Origin of the sequence: Caproicibacter sp. BJN0012, from assembly GCF_035986805.1 — a bacterium.
Lineage (GTDB): Bacteria > Bacillota > Clostridia > Oscillospirales > Acutalibacteraceae > Caproicibacter.
Genome location: NZ_CP142518.1, coordinates 3124136 through 3140925, shown reverse-complemented (window position 1 = coordinate 3140925; position 16790 = coordinate 3124136). Strand labels below are relative to the sequence as shown.

General features: G+C 56.7%; 16 protein-coding genes. 12 read left to right on the top strand and 4 right to left on the bottom strand.

From position 1 onward, the window contains the following. Window positions 1–42: 42 nt before the first annotated feature. The 3 genes from VA597_RS15350 to VA597_RS15340 all read left to right on the top strand — a co-directional run bounded on the left by VA597_RS15350 (window position 43) and on the right by VA597_RS15340 (window position 2841). Window positions 43–1605 carry a histidine kinase N-terminal 7TM domain-containing diguanylate cyclase gene (locus VA597_RS15350; protein ID WP_128743795.1) on the top strand — a complete coding sequence of 521 codons (1563 nt, stop codon included), beginning with the start codon at window positions 43–45 and terminating at the stop codon, window positions 1603–1605. 21 nt (window positions 1606–1626) lie between these two features. Beyond that, a complete protein-coding gene (locus VA597_RS15345; protein ID WP_128743794.1) occupies window positions 1627–2151 on the top strand; it encodes a transcription repressor NadR in 525 nt (174 codons plus the stop codon). A gap of 114 nt (window positions 2152–2265) precedes the next feature. Then, window positions 2266–2841 carry a hypothetical protein gene (locus VA597_RS15340; protein ID WP_164919095.1) on the top strand — a complete coding sequence of 192 codons (576 nt, stop codon included), beginning with the start codon at window positions 2266–2268 and terminating at the stop codon, window positions 2839–2841. A 62-nt stretch (window positions 2842–2903) separates the two neighbouring features. On the opposite strand, the gene VA597_RS15335 is transcribed toward VA597_RS15340, so the two are convergent. After that, complete coding sequence (locus tag VA597_RS15335) at window positions 2904–3068, bottom strand: hypothetical protein (protein ID WP_164919094.1); 165 nt, start codon at window positions 3066–3068, stop codon at window positions 2904–2906. Between the two features lie 91 nt (window positions 3069–3159). Here VA597_RS15335 and VA597_RS15330 point away from each other — a divergent pair, with 91 nt between their 5' ends. Next, window positions 3160–3372 (top strand): helix-turn-helix domain-containing protein, encoded by a 213-nt coding sequence (locus VA597_RS15330; RefSeq protein WP_205703171.1) that lies wholly within the window; start codon window positions 3160–3162, stop codon window positions 3370–3372. Window positions 3373–3467: 95 nt separating this feature from the next. On the opposite strand, the gene VA597_RS15325 is transcribed toward VA597_RS15330, so the two are convergent. After that, complete coding sequence (locus tag VA597_RS15325; RefSeq protein ID WP_128743791.1) at window positions 3468–4340, bottom strand: DegV family protein; 873 nt, start codon at window positions 4338–4340, stop codon at window positions 3468–3470. Between the two features lie 192 nt (window positions 4341–4532). On the opposite strand from VA597_RS15325, the gene VA597_RS15320 reads away from it, so the two are divergent. Then, window positions 4533–6143, top strand: coding sequence for a peptide chain release factor 3 (locus tag VA597_RS15320; protein WP_326974838.1), 1611 nt, complete (start codon window positions 4533–4535; stop codon window positions 6141–6143). A gap of 86 nt (window positions 6144–6229) precedes the next feature. Here VA597_RS15320 and VA597_RS15315 read toward each other — a convergent pair whose 3' ends face one another. Continuing rightward, complete coding sequence (locus VA597_RS15315; protein WP_128743789.1) at window positions 6230–6442, bottom strand: hypothetical protein; 213 nt, start codon at window positions 6440–6442, stop codon at window positions 6230–6232. A 1548-nt stretch (window positions 6443–7990) separates the two neighbouring features. Between VA597_RS15315 and VA597_RS15310 the strand changes: the two genes are divergently transcribed. Both VA597_RS15310 and VA597_RS15305 read left to right on the top strand, forming a co-directional pair. Further along, window positions 7991–8536, top strand: a complete 546-nt coding sequence (locus VA597_RS15310) for a glutathione peroxidase (RefSeq protein ID WP_128743788.1) — start codon at window positions 7991–7993, stop codon at window positions 8534–8536. A 42-nt stretch (window positions 8537–8578) separates the two neighbouring features. Beyond that, a complete protein-coding gene (locus VA597_RS15305; protein ID WP_243112546.1) occupies window positions 8579–9499 on the top strand; it encodes an NAD(P)/FAD-dependent oxidoreductase in 921 nt (306 codons plus the stop codon). 45 nt (window positions 9500–9544) lie between these two features. Here the strand turns inward: VA597_RS15305 and VA597_RS15300 are convergent, their stop codons facing one another. Beyond that, on the bottom strand, window positions 9545–10447 hold the full coding sequence (locus VA597_RS15300; protein WP_326974837.1) for a patatin-like phospholipase family protein: 903 nt from the start codon (window positions 10445–10447) through the stop codon (window positions 9545–9547). 115 nt (window positions 10448–10562) lie between these two features. Between VA597_RS15300 and VA597_RS15295 the strand changes: the two genes are divergently transcribed. From VA597_RS15295 to VA597_RS15275, 5 genes are all read left to right on the top strand, one after another. Next, window positions 10563–11258, top strand: coding sequence for a lytic transglycosylase domain-containing protein (locus tag VA597_RS15295; RefSeq protein WP_128743786.1), 696 nt, complete (start codon window positions 10563–10565; stop codon window positions 11256–11258). Window positions 11259–11336: 78 nt separating this feature from the next. Next, the gene (locus VA597_RS15290) at window positions 11337–12029 is read left to right on the top strand and encodes a response regulator transcription factor (protein WP_128743785.1); all 693 of its coding nucleotides are present in this window, start codon (window positions 11337–11339) and stop codon (window positions 12027–12029) included. Beyond that, window positions 12019–13434 carry a HAMP domain-containing sensor histidine kinase gene (locus VA597_RS15285; RefSeq protein ID WP_128743784.1) on the top strand — a complete coding sequence of 472 codons (1416 nt, stop codon included), beginning with the start codon at window positions 12019–12021 and terminating at the stop codon, window positions 13432–13434. Before VA597_RS15290 ends, VA597_RS15285 begins: the two co-directional genes overlap by 11 nt. A gap of 119 nt (window positions 13435–13553) precedes the next feature. After that, a complete protein-coding gene (locus tag VA597_RS15280) occupies window positions 13554–15389 on the top strand; it encodes an HlyD family efflux transporter periplasmic adaptor subunit (RefSeq protein ID WP_128743783.1) in 1836 nt (611 codons plus the stop codon). Further along, window positions 15386–16783 (top strand): ABC transporter permease, encoded by a 1398-nt coding sequence (locus VA597_RS15275; protein ID WP_243112545.1) that lies wholly within the window; start codon window positions 15386–15388, stop codon window positions 16781–16783. Before VA597_RS15280 ends, VA597_RS15275 begins: the two co-directional genes overlap by 4 nt. The last annotated feature ends 7 nt before the right edge of the window (window positions 16784–16790 follow it).

The following is a 16790-nucleotide window of genomic DNA, read 5'->3' as shown; positions in this document are numbered from 1 at the left end:
CGGCGGTGCCGGTCGCAGGTAAGGCGGAATGAGGAATTTTCCATGATTCTTGTCGACGTCGTCAGCTTGTATTTTTTTTTCATGGTTGTAGCGGCGGTCTATTCCAGTGCCCATATCACATCTTTGAATGACTCGGATTATGCGCGTACGGCCGTACTCTTATGTTTTGCGGTTTGTTTCTATATTGTCGGATATGCGATGGAACTGAACTCTGACAGCATTCGTCAGATCCTGTTCTGGAACCGGGTGGAATATATCGGAATCCCGTTCGTTTCCGCGCTGTGGCTCACGGTCGGACTGATGTATACCGGATATTATACCCGCCATAAAAAAATATGGCTTGCGGCGATCTACATCGTTCCGCTTGTCACGCTGGTGCTGAGGTTCACCAACGATCACCACCATCTTTATTTTGCCTCCCTCAGTTTTGTCACCGAATCGGGCGCGCTGCGCATGATAAAGGAGCCCGGACCCTGGAACTATGTCCAGGCGGTTCACTCCATGATGATGATTCTGGTTACGCTGGGTCTGTTTCTGTACGACTCTTTTCAAACGGAGGAAAATGCGAAAGGGAAAATCAGCCTGATCACGGGTGCTTCTTTCTTCGCGGCTACCGGTTTGGTCCTTTCGTTTTTTAAACCATTGGGAATGTACCTCGATTATATGGCGCTGTGCCTCCCCGCCACCTGCGTCATGGTGATTCTGGCGATCCAGAAGTATGATTTCCTTGAAACCAAATCCATCGCAAGAAGCAGGGTGTTCGAATCCGGCAGAGACGCGATTCTGCTGATGAACCGGCAAAACAAAATCATCGATTACAACACAAGCGCAAAAAATTTATTTCAAAAATTGGATATCAGCCTTACGGACAAACAGATTCCCGCGCTGTTCCGGCGGCATCCGAAGCTCATGGAAGGTCTTTTGGACCCGGAAACCCGCATCGTCAGGATCAGATTCAACGGGGAAAAGCGATATTACGAAATCAGCACAAAGAATATTGACGGCCGCGGTGGAACGCAGGGGAGGATTAAAACCGTCCGCGATGTTACGGAGACCTACAAATTGAATGAAGACCTAAAGCGGCAGGCCATGACAGATGAACTCAGCGGGCTTGGCAACCGGCGGGCTTTTCTCCAGATCGGACAGAAGCGAATGCTGGAATCGGAGGAAAAGGGCGGCGCGGTCCACCTCCTGATGATGGATCTGGACTATTTCAAGAATGTGAATGACCAATTCGGCCATCCGATGGGAGACAGGGTCATTCAGGGCTTCGGCGAGATTCTGAAAGGGGCCTTTCCCCGCGGGAATCTGATCGCGCGGGTCGGGGGAGAGGAGTTCGCGGCCCTGCTGTCGGGCCTTGGCGACGACGAGGTTCGGAGCGATGCGGAAACGGTGCGGAAGAGCATGGAGAAGTACGATTTTTGTTATCGTCAGAAAAAATTCCATATCACGGTCAGTATCGGCATCGCTAGAAAGGATTTTCTTGGGCAGACTCTGGACAAGCTGATGCGCATGGCGGATCAGGCGCTTTACCAGTCAAAGGAACGCGGGCGCAACTGCGTCACTGTTTATGAGGGACCTGTGAACCTAAGCAATAAGGAATGAAAGAAAAAGGAGTGACCGGCGGTGAATCCATTGGAACGCAGAGAGAATATTCTGGAGCTGCTGAAAAGCGGCGACAAGCCCGTCAGCGCGGGAACTCTGGCGGAAAGACTGAAAGTGAGCCGGCAGGTGATCGTCGGGGATATCGCGCTCCTGCGCGCGGCAAACCAGCCGATCACCGCGACGCCGCGGGGCTATCTTCTGGAAAGCGCGGATACCAGGCCGGGGGAACTGGTCAGGACCATCGCCTGCCGGCATGACCGGGACGGGATCGCCCGCGAGCTGTACGCCGTGGTGGACAACGGCTGCGGAGTGCTGGACGTGATCGTGGAGCACGCCGTCTACGGCCAGATATCCGGGCGGCTGCAGGTCTTTTCCAGGTTTGACGCGGACGATTTCCTCCGCCGGCTGGAAAAGGGGCGGGCGCTGCCGCTGTGCGACCTCACGGGCGGCGTGCACCTTCACACCATCTCCTGCCCGAATGAGGAGGCGTACCGGCGCGTGCTGGAAAAGCTGAAGCAGGAAGCGATCCTGTTTGAGCGCGAGTAAAGCGGGACTTGACTTTTCGCCGCTCTTCTGGTAATATTGTCTTAACATGTGTAAAGACACGTATCAAGACTGACGATTCCCGCGGAGGGGATCGGATGAGGAGAGTGAGATTCCATGAACCGCAAAACTCAGACCCAATCGATTCAGACCATGACCATCGCGGCGTTGCTGTGCGCCGTCGGGATCGTCATCCCGATGACTTTCCCGAAGATATGGATCGGTCCGGCTTCGTTCACGCTGGCCAGCCATGTCCCGATCTTCCTGGCCATGTTCATCTCGCCGGGAGTCGCGGCGGCGGTCACGCTGGGCACGACGCTTGGCTTTTTCCTGTCCGGCCTGCCGCTGGTGATCACGTTGCGCGCGCTGAGCCACATCGTGTTTGCTCTGATCGGCGCGGTGATGCTCAGAAAGCATCCGGCCCAGATGACTTTTTCAGCGGGCAGTTTTCTGTTCGGCTTTTTCCTCAGTGTGATCCACGCCGCGTGCGAAGTGGCCGTCGTGACGCTTTTCTTCTTCGGTGGCCAGCTTTCCAGCGCGACCTACTCAAGCGGATACGTCACTTCCGTCCTGCTTCTGGTCGGCCTCGGCGGGCTGGTGCACAGCATGGTGGACTTCGGGATTTCCGTGGCGGCCTGGAAGCCGGTCAGCCGGGCCATCCGCATCCCGGTCAGCGCAAGGGCGAAAGGATAAAGCGCCGCTTCCGGCCGTACCGGGACAGGGCGTCCTCCAATTTTTTTGGAGGACGCCCTGTTTTATTGTCCCGCCTGCTTCTTGTTCCCTGTGTTCAGCATCAGCGGTTCGGAACCGGCGCTGTTGAGATACAGCTGCTCCGTGTCCCTCTGGGCCTGCCGCAGCTCCTCGATCACATCGGTCACCTCGTTGAACAATCTGACGTACATTTTTTGATAATCCGCCATTTCCATATCACCCCTATATCATTTTAGGACAAATAGTCCAATACGTCAATAGGACTTATAGTCCTAAGATATACTTTCCTTGGTGATGAAAATGAGATTAAGAATACGCGATATGCGGGAGGACCATGACCTGACCCAGAGGCAGGTGGCGGAGTATCTGATGTGCGATCAGTCCTTATACTCCAAATATGAGCGCGGGGAGAGGGAAATTCCGCTGAACGTTGTGATTCAGCTTGCGCAATATTATAAAACCAGTGTCGATTATCTCGTCGGCCTGACCGACAGCAGAAAACCGTACCGGTAATTTTTACGCTTTTCGGAACGATGAGGATGCCTGAAAACGCGCCCCGGTTCGGCTCAAGAAAGCCGTTCGGGGCGCGTTTTTATATGTTTTTCGGTCTATTTTCTCAGGAAAATGATTCCGAGCGTGCCGGGCCCGCAGTGGGTGCAGACCGTGCTGTTCGCGTCCGTTTCAATAATTTCCTCAAACGGGGCCAGCTTGCCGATCTGCCGGATGACGGTGTCCGCAAGGCGCGGCGGCAGGGAAGAGTGCGTGACGAACAGCCGCCGGTAGTCGATGTCGGACCGGCCGCGGAGGCGGTCCGACACATAGGCGGCAAGGCATTTTTCCAGGCTGCCGCGGTATTTTTTGCCGACGACCATCCCGCCGTCCCGCACCTCGATGCAGGGCTTGAGCGAGAGCAGGTTGGCGCCGAGCGCGGCGACGGCGGAGCAGCGGCCGCCCTTGTGCAGGTAGGTCAGCGTGTCGATCACGAAGCTGGTCTCCACTTTGGGGATCAGGTCCGTCACGGCGTGAACGATGCGGTCCGCGTCCAGCCCGGACGCGGCGAGCTCCGCCGCGCGGACGGCAAGCTGCCCGATTGCCGTGGAAAGGTTCGCGCTGTCGATCACGCGCACGTTTCCCAGCTCGTTCGCCGCGTTGACGGCGTTCTGGTAGCAGGCGGACATGGAGCTGCTGATGGTGAAGTGGATCACGCTTCTGCCCGCCAGCTTGTACGGAGTGAACCGGTCCAGGTAGTCCTTGACCGTGACGGCCGAGGTTTTCGGGAGCCTTCCGGTCTGCCTGACATACGCGTACAAATCCTCGGGAGAAATCTCGGTTTTGTCGCGGTAGGATTTTTCCCCGAGCGTAACATACAGGGGAATGAGGTCGATGTCGTATTTTTTTAAAACGGCGTCGGAAAGATCACAGGTGCTGTCCGCCGTGATTTTTACCTGACGGGATGGATTGATGCTGCTTGCTCCGTTCATATCTTTCCTCCAAAACTGCTTCAGGGATAGCTTTATTCTATCATGTTGCAATCGTGTTTTCAATGGCTTCAATCCGTCGAAAAAGGCGCGCGGCCGCAAAACGGCGGAGTAAAATATTTTGCTCTGCCATTTGATTATTTGCGCGGAAAGTCTTAAAATAAGAATACTATTGCACAGGCTGGAGGAAATCAATTGTCTGACTATCGAAGCGAGATCGGCAGAAGAAGGACTTTTGCCATCATATCCCACCCGGACGCGGGCAAAACGACTCTGACGGAAAAGCTGCTGCTGTACGGCGGGGCGATTGCGCTGGCCGGGTCCGTCAAGGGAAAAAAGGCACAGCGGCACGCGGTTTCCGACTGGATGGAAATCGAAAAACAAAGGGGAATTTCCGTGACCTCTTCCGCGATGCAGTTCCAGTACGGCGGGTGCTGCATCAATATCCTGGACACTCCGGGACACCAGGACTTTTCGGAGGACACCTACCGCACGCTGATGGCGGCGGATTCCGCCGTGATGGTGCTGGACGCCTCCAAGGGCGTCGAGCGGCAGACGCGCAAGCTGTTCAAGGTCTGCACCCTGCGGCACATCCCGATCATCACGTTTATCAACAAAATGGACCGCGACGCCCGCGACCCGTTCGACCTGATGGAGGAGATCGAGAACGTCCTCGGCATCCGGACCTGCCCGGTCAACTGGCCGATCGGCTCCGGGAAGGAATTCCAGGGCGTTTACGACCGGGAATCGAAAAAGATTCTGATCTTTCACGCGAACAGCGATTCCGTTTTTGAGTCCAAAGAGGTCCGGTCCACCGAAATCGCTCTGGACGACCCGCGGCTTGGGGACGGGATCGGAGCGGATTTTGCCGAAAAGCTGCGCGGCGACGTGGAGCTGCTGGACGGCGCGGGCGACGGCTTCGACCTGGAAGCCGTGCGGCAGGGAAAGCTCTCGCCGGTCTTCTTCGGTTCCGCTCTGACCAATTTCGGCGTGGAACCGTTTTTGAAGGAGTTCCTGCAAATGACCACCCCGCCGCTGCCGCGCCAGTCGGACGCCGGCGTGGTCGACCCGTTCGATCCGGATTTTTCGGCGTTCGTCTTCAAGATCCAGGCGAACATGAACAAGGCGCACCGCGACCGCATCGCCTTCATCCGCATCTGCTCCGGCCGGTTTGAAAAGGGCATGGAGGTCACCCACGTGCAGGGCGGGGGCAAGGTCAAGCTCGCGCAGCCGCAGCACCTGATGGCGCAGGACCGCGAGATCATCGAGGAAGCGTACGCGGGGGACATCATCGGCCTGTTCGATCCCGGCATCTTTTCGATCGGGGACACGCTCTGCGCGGCTGACAAGCCGTTCCGCTTCGAGGGAATCCCGACGTTCGCGCCGGAGCATTTCGCCCGCGTGCAGCAGGTGGACACCATGAAGCGGAAGCAGTTCGTCAAGGGGATGACCCAGATCGCGCAGGAAGGCGCGATCCAGATTTTTCACGAGCCGGATTCCGGCCTGGAGGAAGTCGTGGTCGGGGTGGTCGGCACCCTTCAGTTCGACGTGCTCCAGTACCGGCTGAAAAACGAATACAATGTGGAAATCCGCATGTCGCCGCTGCCGTATGAGGAAATCCGCTGGATCGAAAACACGGACCTGGACCTCAAGGCGCTCGACCTGACCAGCGACACGAAACGGGTGCAGGACGTGCGCGGCAGCAACCTGCTGCTGTTCTGCAACAGCTGGAGCATCCAGTGGGCGCTCGACCACAACAGGGGACTCACGCTTTCCGAGTTCGGCGGCACGGATTTTGAGCGGTAGGCCCGCCGCTCCCTGGGGCGCTCCCGAAGGGAGCGCCCTGTTTTTCTGTTTGCGGCTTTAGCGAAAAAATCGGGAGCGGAGCGCCATCAGGTAAGGCGCTCCGCTCCCTGTTTTGCCGGCAAAACGCTCCGCGCGCGCCGGGTACGGTAGGGGTTGAATTGCTTTTTCCACAGTTTTTTCTCACACACGTCTGTTTCGCCGGCGGGCGGCGTGTCGCCGCACCCTTCGGCCTGCCGGACAGAACGGTGAAAATTCGCGGTTTGGTTTGGCAGGACGGTTCCGGGAATCTCCCAGGCCATTCGGCCCGTTCGCGCCTGCGGCGGCCAATGCTCAGGGAAAGCTGTCCATCAGCTTTTTCCCCAACGCTTTGGAAACCGGGGTTTTGAAAGTGGCGTAATGTGCCGTCGGGAGATTCCTGCCTCCGTCCCACCTGTCTCAGCCGATTATTTCACTGTTTGCTGAACGGTGGGCCGTTGGATGCAACGTCATCGTTGCCCGCAAGGAAACAAAAAGCGCCGGTACGGAATCTGGTCATTCCATACACCGGCGCGCGCGCAATCAGGACGGGGGATCATCCTTCCTCACCTCTGTACAAAAACAGAAAAAGGAAGTATAATAAGTCCTGCAATGCGCGGTGAATTCCGTGGTGTATGGAGGGTGGCTCTCCGTATGCAGGGGGTGAAGTGTCCTACCACTCCATCCCTGCATTGCGTTTTTTATTTACCTTGCACATCCATTATAATCCTGAATTTACCAAAATTCAACTGGCAATATTCGATTTTATATTTTATAGCTTTCTAAGTTCTTATTGCCCAGTGCTTCTTAACCTTTTATTTCTTCTTATTTTCTCTTTTGCGCTCAGGCCGCGCGGGGACGCACAGCGTCTTACTCGCCTACGGCGGATCATGACTAAGGATAGTAGTCAGAAGCAGTCTTGCACTCACCTTTGGTTTTCACTCAGCAAACTCTGAGTGGAAAACACGCATGCATGCTCAGCCTGCCCGAAAGGAAGCAAAGTACGGGTGGGGGGCAGCGTACCGCTGCATCTACGCTTTCCTTTCCCGGAGCGGCGAAAAAACAGGGAAGCAACGATGTCTTCTCAGCCGGGTATGCCGTAGGCACGTCCGGACCGGATGGTCCCCCTAACACCCCTCGGGAGCCGTCAAGAAGATTTTTTCTGTTCTTCTAACAACTGCTTTTCATTGACGACGGGGGCTGAAAAATTAAAGCCACAGAGTATTTACCTAAAAGCTGAAAATTTTCAGAAAATTACCTTTTTACATACGGCGTAAGATTGGGAATCGTTCAATGGGAAGCTCTGGCTTGATAACAAAACTGTTCTTCATGACAGGTGCCGGGGTGCAGGGGGACGTTTAGGTGCCCCTCCCGACGGGAAGTTGAAGTCCCCCTGCATAGTCTTTGCCGCCTTTCTGCTATATCAGAAAGGCGGGGCCAGTCCGGCCTGGACAGAAAAAGAAAATAGAAGAAATAAAAGGTTAAGAGCCACCGGGCCTTAGGCCCGCAAAAGATCAGCCCCGCGCGGCCTGAGCGCAAAAGTAGATTAATTGATGAAATTTAGGTTAAGGGGCACCGGGCCGCAGGCAAACAACAGTAAATCGCAGAAGGAATCCCTTTGTGTTTTACTATTTGTTTAATTAGTCTAAAATAGTACGAAACGCAATGATTTTGCGGAAAATTCTGCTTTTATGCGTGATCCTGGCATTAAGATAAGGATTAAAAATAAAAAATAATAATTATTACTATTTACAAAACGCCTTTCCCGTGGTATAGTAAGAACAGAAACAGGAAAACAATAACAAATCGCCATAAAGAAAGGTTGGAGTAAAATGAGCCTGTATGATTTTAAAGCAAAAAACATAAAAGGGAACGAGGTTTCCCTTTCCGATTACAAAGGCAAGCTGGTGATGGTAGTCAACACGGCGAGCAAATGCGGTTTTACTCCGCAGTATGAAGGGCTGGAAAAGCTCTATCAGACTTATAAGGACCGCGGGCTGGTGATCCTCGGCTTCCCGTGCAATCAGTTTCTGGAGCAGGACCCCGGAACCAACGACGAGATCTCTTCGTTCTGCAAGCTGAATTACGGCGTGACCTTCCCGCTTTTCTCAAAAATCGACGTCAACGGCCCGAAAGCGGATTCACTTTACACCTGGCTGAAGGAAAAGGCGCCGTTTCAGGAGTTTGAGCTTGACAAGGAAATGGGAAAGGTCATTTACGGCGTCATCAAGGAGCACTACCCGGACAATCTGACCGGGAACGGGATCAAGTGGAATTTCACAAAATTCCTGATCGGCCGCGACGGCGAGAGCGTGCGCCGCTTTGAACCGACCGTGACGCCGGCGGAGCTTGAGCCTTTTATCGAAGCCGGTCTGTAACGGCTGCGGAAGCGGAATTTTGACGGATGCGGGGTGCGGGATATGCTGTATGACGTGTTGATTTCGGGCGGCGGGCCGGCGGGAATGACCGCGGCGATCTATGCGGCCCGCGCGGGGCTTTCGACGGTGCTTTTGACGGGTCCCGCACAGGGCGGGCAGGTGGCTTACACCAATGTCGTGGAGAATTACCCCGGCTTTTCCACGATCTACGGGTCCGATCTGGCGCAAAGGCTGCTGGAGCATGTCCGCTCCGCCGGGGTGCGGATCGTGGAGGAAAGCGCGGAGAAACTGGAGCTTTCCGGGGCGGTGAAGGCCGTGCGCGCGGCGGGGAACGAATATCGGGCGAAAGCCGTCATTCTGGCGCAGGGCTCGGAGCGCAGAAAGCTGAACGTGCCGGGGGAACAGGAATTTGCGGGCCGGGGCGTCTCCTACTGCGCGACCTGCGACGGCAATTTCTTCCGGAACCGGGCGGTCGCGGTGATCGGGGGCGGCAACACGGCGATCGGCGACGCGGTCGAGCTTTCCGGCCTGTGCAAAAAAGTCCTCGTCGTCGTGCGCGGGGAAAAGCTCCGCGCGATGGAGTACCTGAGCGAACGGGCGCGGGAACGCGGCAACATCGAGTTCCTGTATGGGTATCAGGCCGCGGAGATCCAGGGCTCCCAGAAGGTGGAACATCTGGTCCTGAAAGACCGGGGCGGAGAAAAGGGGAAGGTCCTGGATGTCGACGGCGTCTTCGTGTCCATCGGCGTTCAGCCGAACACCCGCCTGCTGGAAGGCGTTCTCCCTTTGAAAGACGGCTTCGTCGAAGCGCCGGAAACCTGCGAAACGCCGCTTCCGGGCGTGTTTGCCGCCGGGGACCTGCGGAAAAAGGCGCTGTACCAGATCGTGACGGCGGTTTCCGACGGGGCGAACGCCGCGCATTCCGCGCTGCGGTACCTGCAGGAGCATCCGGTCCGTGAATAAATTAAAACGAGAGAGGAGCCGGCTGACAGCGGCTCCTCTTTTTTTCTATGCGAACAGGCTCCGGATGCGGGGCATTGCGCGTTTGGCGGCGCGGTACCCGGCCTCCATGCACATGGGCATCTGGCGGAGGTTTAAGACCCCGTCGGTTTCGGGCAGGTCGGGGTCGAGAAGCATTTTCTCCCCGCGCGTGACGCACTCGCGCAGGCGGGTTTCCATGATCGCGAGGGAATGCGACGCCACCTCGATCAGGCTGATGTTTTCCGGCATTTTGTAATCCTCCGAAACGTCCACCGCGAGGACGTTCCGCTCCCCGGCCGCGATCAGCAGGTCGACCGGCAGGACGTCGGTCACGCCGCCGTCGACCAGGCACATGTGGTCGATGATCTTCGGCCGGAACACGGCGGGCAGCGACGCGGTGGCGCGCATTGCCTCGGAAAAGCGCATCCGGTCCGTCCACCTGACCCGGCGGAGCGGGCGGATCCCCTTCAATGTATTGGTGCAGGCGACGGTGTCGCCGGAACAGAGGTCCACGCTGGGGATCACGACCCGGACGCGCGATTCGGAAAGGAATTTCCCTTCTGTCAGTCGGTACAGATAATTTTCCAGACGGTTTCCCTTCAGCAGCCCGGAGAAGCCGGAGGTCCTGCGGACCAGAAGGCTTGGGATCATGGTGGCCAGCCCGGAGAGATCCGGGTCGAAGAACTCCGCCCCGCCGCCGGAAAATTTGAGGACCATCTCTTTCATGCGGGCCGCGGAAAGACCGGCTGCATAGAGCCCCGCCACGATTCCGCCGGCGCTGGTGCCCGCGACGGATCCCGGGCACAGGCCGTTTTCCTCCAGAGCGAGAAGGACCCCCACATGCGCCGCGCCCCGGATGCCGCCGCCGGCCAGCGCGATTCCGAAAGACATTTCCGGTTCCCCCTTTTTCAGAATGAACGTCTGATTCATACTATGTGGAGAGCCGTTTTGCAGTGAAAGGAAGAAATCCCGCCCGCGCCATTGATTTTTGGGAAAAATTAAGGTATGATAAGAAAAAAGAGCGGGAAAAAGAGGGAATTTCCAAATGAAAACAGAAGCGGTTTTCTCCGCCCGGTGCCAGACGGCACGGGCGGTCCAGGCAGCCCGGACGAGTTCCGGGACGGGCGGCTTTGCCGCCGCGCTGAAAAACGCGGTGAGCGGCGGGCAGGGGCTGGACGATATTTTTGATCGCGCTTCCCGGACGTACGGCGTTCCGGAAAATCTGCTGAAGGCGGTTGCGAAGGCGGAATCCGGGTTTCAGGCGGACGCGGTTTCACGCTGCGGCGCGCAGGGGATCATGCAGCTAATGCCGTCGACGGCGAGATCCCTCGGCGTGACGGATTCGTTCGATCCGGAGCAGAATATCATGGGAGGGGCGAAGTACCTCGGCTCGCTGCTCGGAAAATACGGCGACGCAAAGCTGGCGGTCGCCGCCTACAACGCGGGCAGCGGAAACGTGGACAAGTACGGCGGCGTGCCTCCGTTCAGCGAGACGCAGAATTATGTGGAAAAGGTTCTGTCCTATGCCGGAGGGGACGTTTCCGTCCCCTCCGGGGCGGCGGAGAGCGGAACGGCCGCGGCGGCTTCCGCAGGGACTTCCGTGCTTTCCGCGGTGTCGTTTACCGCGGACGACTACAGCCGGTTCCTGGAGCTTTTTGCGCAGGAGCTGATGGAACGCACGCTTTCCCTGTCGGACAGCGGGGATGTGCTGCAGGCGGGGCAGGATACTTTTCTCATGTAATTTTCATAACCTTTTTATATCTTCCTCATATTTTTCTTCTATGCTGAAATAGTAAGGCGGCGAAAGCGGGGAAGGAAGATGGCTCGGAACAGGGTCCTGATCATTGACGACGACCGGAACAGCGTGCGTTTTCTGCAGTTGGAGCTGGAGCACGAGGGGTATTCGGTCGAAAAGGAATACGACGGGCTGCGCGGCTTGCAGCGCGCGACGCAGGAGAAATTCGATTTGGTCCTGCTGGATATCATGCTGCCCGGGCTGGACGGCATGGAGGTTTTGCAGAAATTCCGCAGGGTTTCGGATACGCCGGTCATCATGCTGACCGCGAGGGACGCCGTCAGCGACAAGGTGCTTGGCCTGGACGGCGGAGCCGACGATTATCTGACCAAGCCGTTCGCCATTGAGGAGTTGCTCGCCCGCATGCGGGCCGCGCTGAAGAAGAACGGGACCGCAGAGGGCGGCAGAAGGAATGTTTTGCAGATCGGCCTTCTTACCGTGGACCGTTCCACCCGCGAGGCCGGCTATGACGGCCAGCCGATCCAGCTGACGAAGCGGGAGTTTGACCTTCTCTGTTACCTGATGGAAAACCACGATATCGTCTGTTCCCGCGACAAACTGATGGAAAAGGTATGGGAATACGATTTCAGCGGCGAAACCAATCTGGTGGACGTCTATATCCGGTATCTCCGCAATAAGATCGACTACCGGTTTCACATCGAGCTGATCCATACCATACGGGGTGTGGGGTATATTATCAAAACTTATGAAATATAAAATTTTTCACCGCCGCGGCCGCGAGGCAAAGAGGATCCGGATTCCCTTTGCCTTTAAGACAGCGGCGGTTTATACGCTCCTTTTCAGCCTGATCCTGGTCGCGGTGGTGGTCGGCCTGACCAGCGCCTACACGACCTATGCCGTGCGGTCTCAAAATCTTGACAAGCTCGCCTCCTTTGTGTCCGGGCGGTATGAAAGGCCCAAACTGCCGGAGCCGGACAATCCTTTCGGTTCCCGTTCTTCGGATTTTGACGCGGACCCGGAAACGGGACTGAAAAGTTTTGCCGAGGCGAACCGGATCTATATTGAAATCAAAGATACCGATACGGGCCGCATCACCTCCTACGGCGATGCGGGCATCAATGTGGCGGGGCATATGGATACCGTGCGAAGAGTCAACGCGCCTGCGCGGCATCTGATGATCCGTGTGGTCAGCAGCGACTATCCGGGCCTTAACGGCCTGTCGGTCGGCGCTTTTATCGCGCTGATTGTTCTGCTGCTTTTGCTTTCCGCCGTATTCGGCGGAGTGCTGATCCGCAAAATGCTGAGACCCGTGTACGACATGACCCAAACGGCGCGCTCGATCACGGCAAGCGACCTGAGCACGCGGATCGACACGGTGGATTCCCACGATGAGTTCCGGGAGCTGGCGGAAACGTTCAACGGCATGCTGGACCGGATCCAGGAATCGTATGAGAAGCAGAACCGCTTTGTTTCCGACGCGTCCCACGAACTGCGCACGCCTCTTTCCGTCGTGTCGGGTTACGCGAACCTGCTCCGCCGGTGGGGCAGCGAGAATCCGGACGTGCTTCAGGAATCCGTTCAGAAGATCATTGAGGAGACCGGCAACATGCAGCAGCTGGTGGACCGTCTCCTGTTTCTCGCCCGCGCGGACCGGAAGACACAGCATGTGCGCTTCGAGCGGTTTAGCGTCACCGAAATGATGCGGGAGATCGCGGAAGAGACGCGAATGATCGACGAAAACCATCGGCTGACCGAGCGGATCGACGACGAAGTGTTCCTGACCGCGGATTACGCCCTTTTGAAGCAGGCTTTGCGCGCGATCGTCGACAACAGCATCAAATACACGCCGCCGGGCGGGGACATTACCATCTCCTGCCGGGAGAGGGAGGGGCGCGTGGAGCTGGAGGTCGCGGATACCGGAATCGGAATTTCGGAAAAAGACCTTCCGCATATTTTCGACCGTTTTTACAAGGCTGACGAGGCGAGGACCAGGGGAAAAGGGTCCTCCGGCCTGGGCCTTTCCATTGCGAAGTGGATCGTCGAACGGCACAGGGGAGAGATCAGAGTGGAAAGCCGGCCCGGTCAGGGGACAAAATTCACCGTTTGCCTGCCGAACCTTCACGGCCCCTGCCGCCAGGAGAAAGAAAAAGCCGAACCGTAAGGACGGTTCGGCTTTTTTTCATGTTTTTCTCATTTGCATTTCAATCTTTCCTCATATTCTTCCAGTAACATTAGTAATAAATTCCAGACTAAGGGATCGGAAGAATCGGAGGTTCTGTGATGCATGGGAAAATGGGCGCAGTAAAGGATTTCGCTAAACTGCACAAGCGGATTGCCATCCTTGTGACCGTCGGAGTGGTGGCTTCAGTCGGAATTCTGATTGCAGTTTTCACGCTTTGGAAGGGCAAGTCCTCTCAAAGCGAAACGTCTTACCGGGAATATACCGTCAGCGAGGGCGACGTCACGGTCGGCACGACGGAATCCGGAACGGTGGCTTTGGAGGATGAAACGGTTGCTCTGCCCATTGACTGTGAGATTGGCTCCGTTCTGGTCAAGTCCGGAACTTCGGTTAAAAAAGGGGACCCCATTCTTCAGATCGACCTGAACAGCGTGGCCGACGGCAGCTCGGATACCAGGCAGAAGCTGGAGGAAGCGAAAATTTCGCTCCAGTCGGCGCTCAACGACCAGAAGGCGAAGCTGGAAACCGCAAAAATCACCTACGAGGCGAGCAAATATCTGGCGACCTCCGCGCCCATCACGCGGGAACTGACGCAGGCTCAGATCGCCCATGACATCTCTTCGGCTCAGAGCACGCTGCAGAGCGACCAGAAGAGCCTTGCCGAATACGAGACGCTGCAGAAAAGCTGGGCGGCGGACTACGGGAAGCTGCAGGACCTTGAAAAATGGATGAATGACGCCCAAAGCTGCAAGACCAGCTACGAGACGCAGCTCAGCGATTTTGAGGACGACAATGACAGCGTCATCAGCACCTATGAAAGCCTGAAATCCGCCGTCGACACCGATGAGCAAAAGTATCTCGCGGCGAAAAGGGGCGACACGACGGTCGACGGCTACGACGAGGACGAATGGGATGACATGCTGGACGAGGCACGCGATTCCTACGATGCTTACTACGACACCATCGCCAATACGGTGATCACGCAGAAACAGGCGCTGGAGAGCAAGGTCGCGCAGTATACGGCGGAATACACCAATTATTCCTCCGCCTACAACGACTATAAAGAGACATTCGAAGATAAGTACAAATCCAACGACACGGAAATGTCGAAGACGGAAATCGACGATAAGGTCACGTCTCTGAAGGCCAGCGTGGAGACGGATCAGTATAACCTGGAAAAAGCCCAGAAAAGCGCGGAGATTTCCTCCGTCAGCGCGCAGCAGACCGAGCAGACGGACCTGAGTACGGCGGAAAACGCGGAGGGTACCTACCAACTGACGGTCAACCAGCTCAATGAAGCCGTCACGGTCGCTCAGGATTCCTATGACAAGCTGCAGAATGAGATGGATGAGATCAACAGCGCGCTTTCCAACAACGGCGTTGTCAGCAGTCCGTGCGATGGGATTGTCGCGAGTGTTTCCTATAAGGGCGGGCAAAGCGTCACCGCGGACGAAACCATCCTGACGATTTCCGGCAACGATTCCATTTCCGTTTCCGTCTCCGTTTCGGAGGATGACATCACCAATGTAAGCGTCGGCCAGGAGGCGTCCATCAGCCTTTCCGCCTATGACGATCAGACGCTGGACGCGGCGGTGGACAGCATCACGGCGGAGCCCGCCCGGAGCGGCTCGTCCTCCGTCACCTATACGGTTGTGGTGAAGAGCACGGAAAAGGTCTCGGATGTCGGGACGGTTTACGACGGGATGAGCGCGGATGCGACGATGGTTCAGCACGCGGTGGAAAATGTTCTGCATGTCAGCGACCGGGCGATTACATTCCAGGACGGCGTTTCCAGCGTGCTGGTGAAAAACAGCGACGGCAGCACCTCGAAAAAGACGGTGAAGACGGGATTTTCCGACGGGACCAATGTTGAAATTACCAGCGGACTGGAGAAAGGGGAGACCGTTCTGGCGGAAAGCACGGTGAGCAGCAAATGACAAAGCGGAAACTGTCGATGAACCAGATGCGTTTGAGCGAAATCATGCATCTGGTCTGGATCAATATCATGGAAAGCAAGTTTAAGGTATTTTTGACTTCCCTCGGCGTGATCGTCGGCTCCGCGACCATCATCATGGTCATCGCCGTCGGGCATGGCGGTGAGGTGGAGGTGCAGAACGAATATAAGACCCTGAATGCGGGGTCCATCAACGTGGCTGCAAGCACTTCGGCCCAGATGCAGGACCAGATGATGGGAGGCATGATGGGCGGCGGCGGATTTCCCGGCGGAGGAATGCCGGGCGGCGGGACTGGCGGAGGAATGCCCGGCGGCGGCGGAAGCACGCGTAAAAGCGGAGGCAGCTTCGGCGGAGGGATGCCGGGCGGAATGGGCGGCGGGGGTGCCAACGGCAAAGCGGTCACGCTGACGACAACGGATGAAGAGGATATCCAGTCCCTGGTCTCCGGCCTCTCCTACGTCTCCATGTATACGTCCGACACCAGCTCCGTGGACGGCGGCGAGCTGGACGAGGAGACGGATGAGACGGTGGTAGGGGTGGAAAGCTCCTATCAGGATATGTGCAATCTCGATCTGCTGCAGGGCGAATTCATAACGGATGAGGACGACGAGGACAAGAGCAAGGTGGCGGTCGTCGGTTATACCGTCGCGCAGAGCATCTTCGGCAGCGCCTATTCGGCCTACGGCGACAGCATCTCGATCGAGGGCAAAAAATATGAGATCGTGGGCGTCCTGAATGAGATGGGCTCCGTCTCTTCCGGGACCAGCCCAGACGACTCCATTTTTGTCCCCTATCAGACGGCGGTTAAATACATCTACGGAAAAGACGCGGACCCGCAGATCATGGCGATCGCTTCCGACGTGAACACTGTCAGCGACAAAATAACGGAAATCAAGTCCGTTCTCATGGAAAACCACTCCAGTGTGTCGGAGAACGCCTTTAACGTCACGGATGCGGGCAGCACGCTCGAGTCGGCTACCTCTTCCGCCAAAACGCTGTCCATGCTGCTGATGATCGTAGCGGCCATCGTCTTTATCGTGGGCGGGATCGGGATTATGAACGTAATGTTCGTTTCGGTCAAGGAGAGAACGCAGGAAATCGGCATATTAAAAGCGCTGGGAAGCTCCAAAAAAGTGATCCTGCTGCAATTTTTGCTGGAAGCGACTTTTATCAGCGTCTTTGGGGGCCTGCTGGGCGTCGTTTCAGGCTTTGCACTGATCCCGCTTGTGCGCCTGAGTGGAATGACGGTCGAGCCGGTTGCGGCCAGCGCGCTTTATTCGATGGTCTTCGCAGTCAGCACGGGCACTGTTTTTGGCTTCTACCCCGCTTGGAAAGCGGCGGCTTTGATGCCGATTGAAGCGTTGACACAGGAATAGGAGGAAA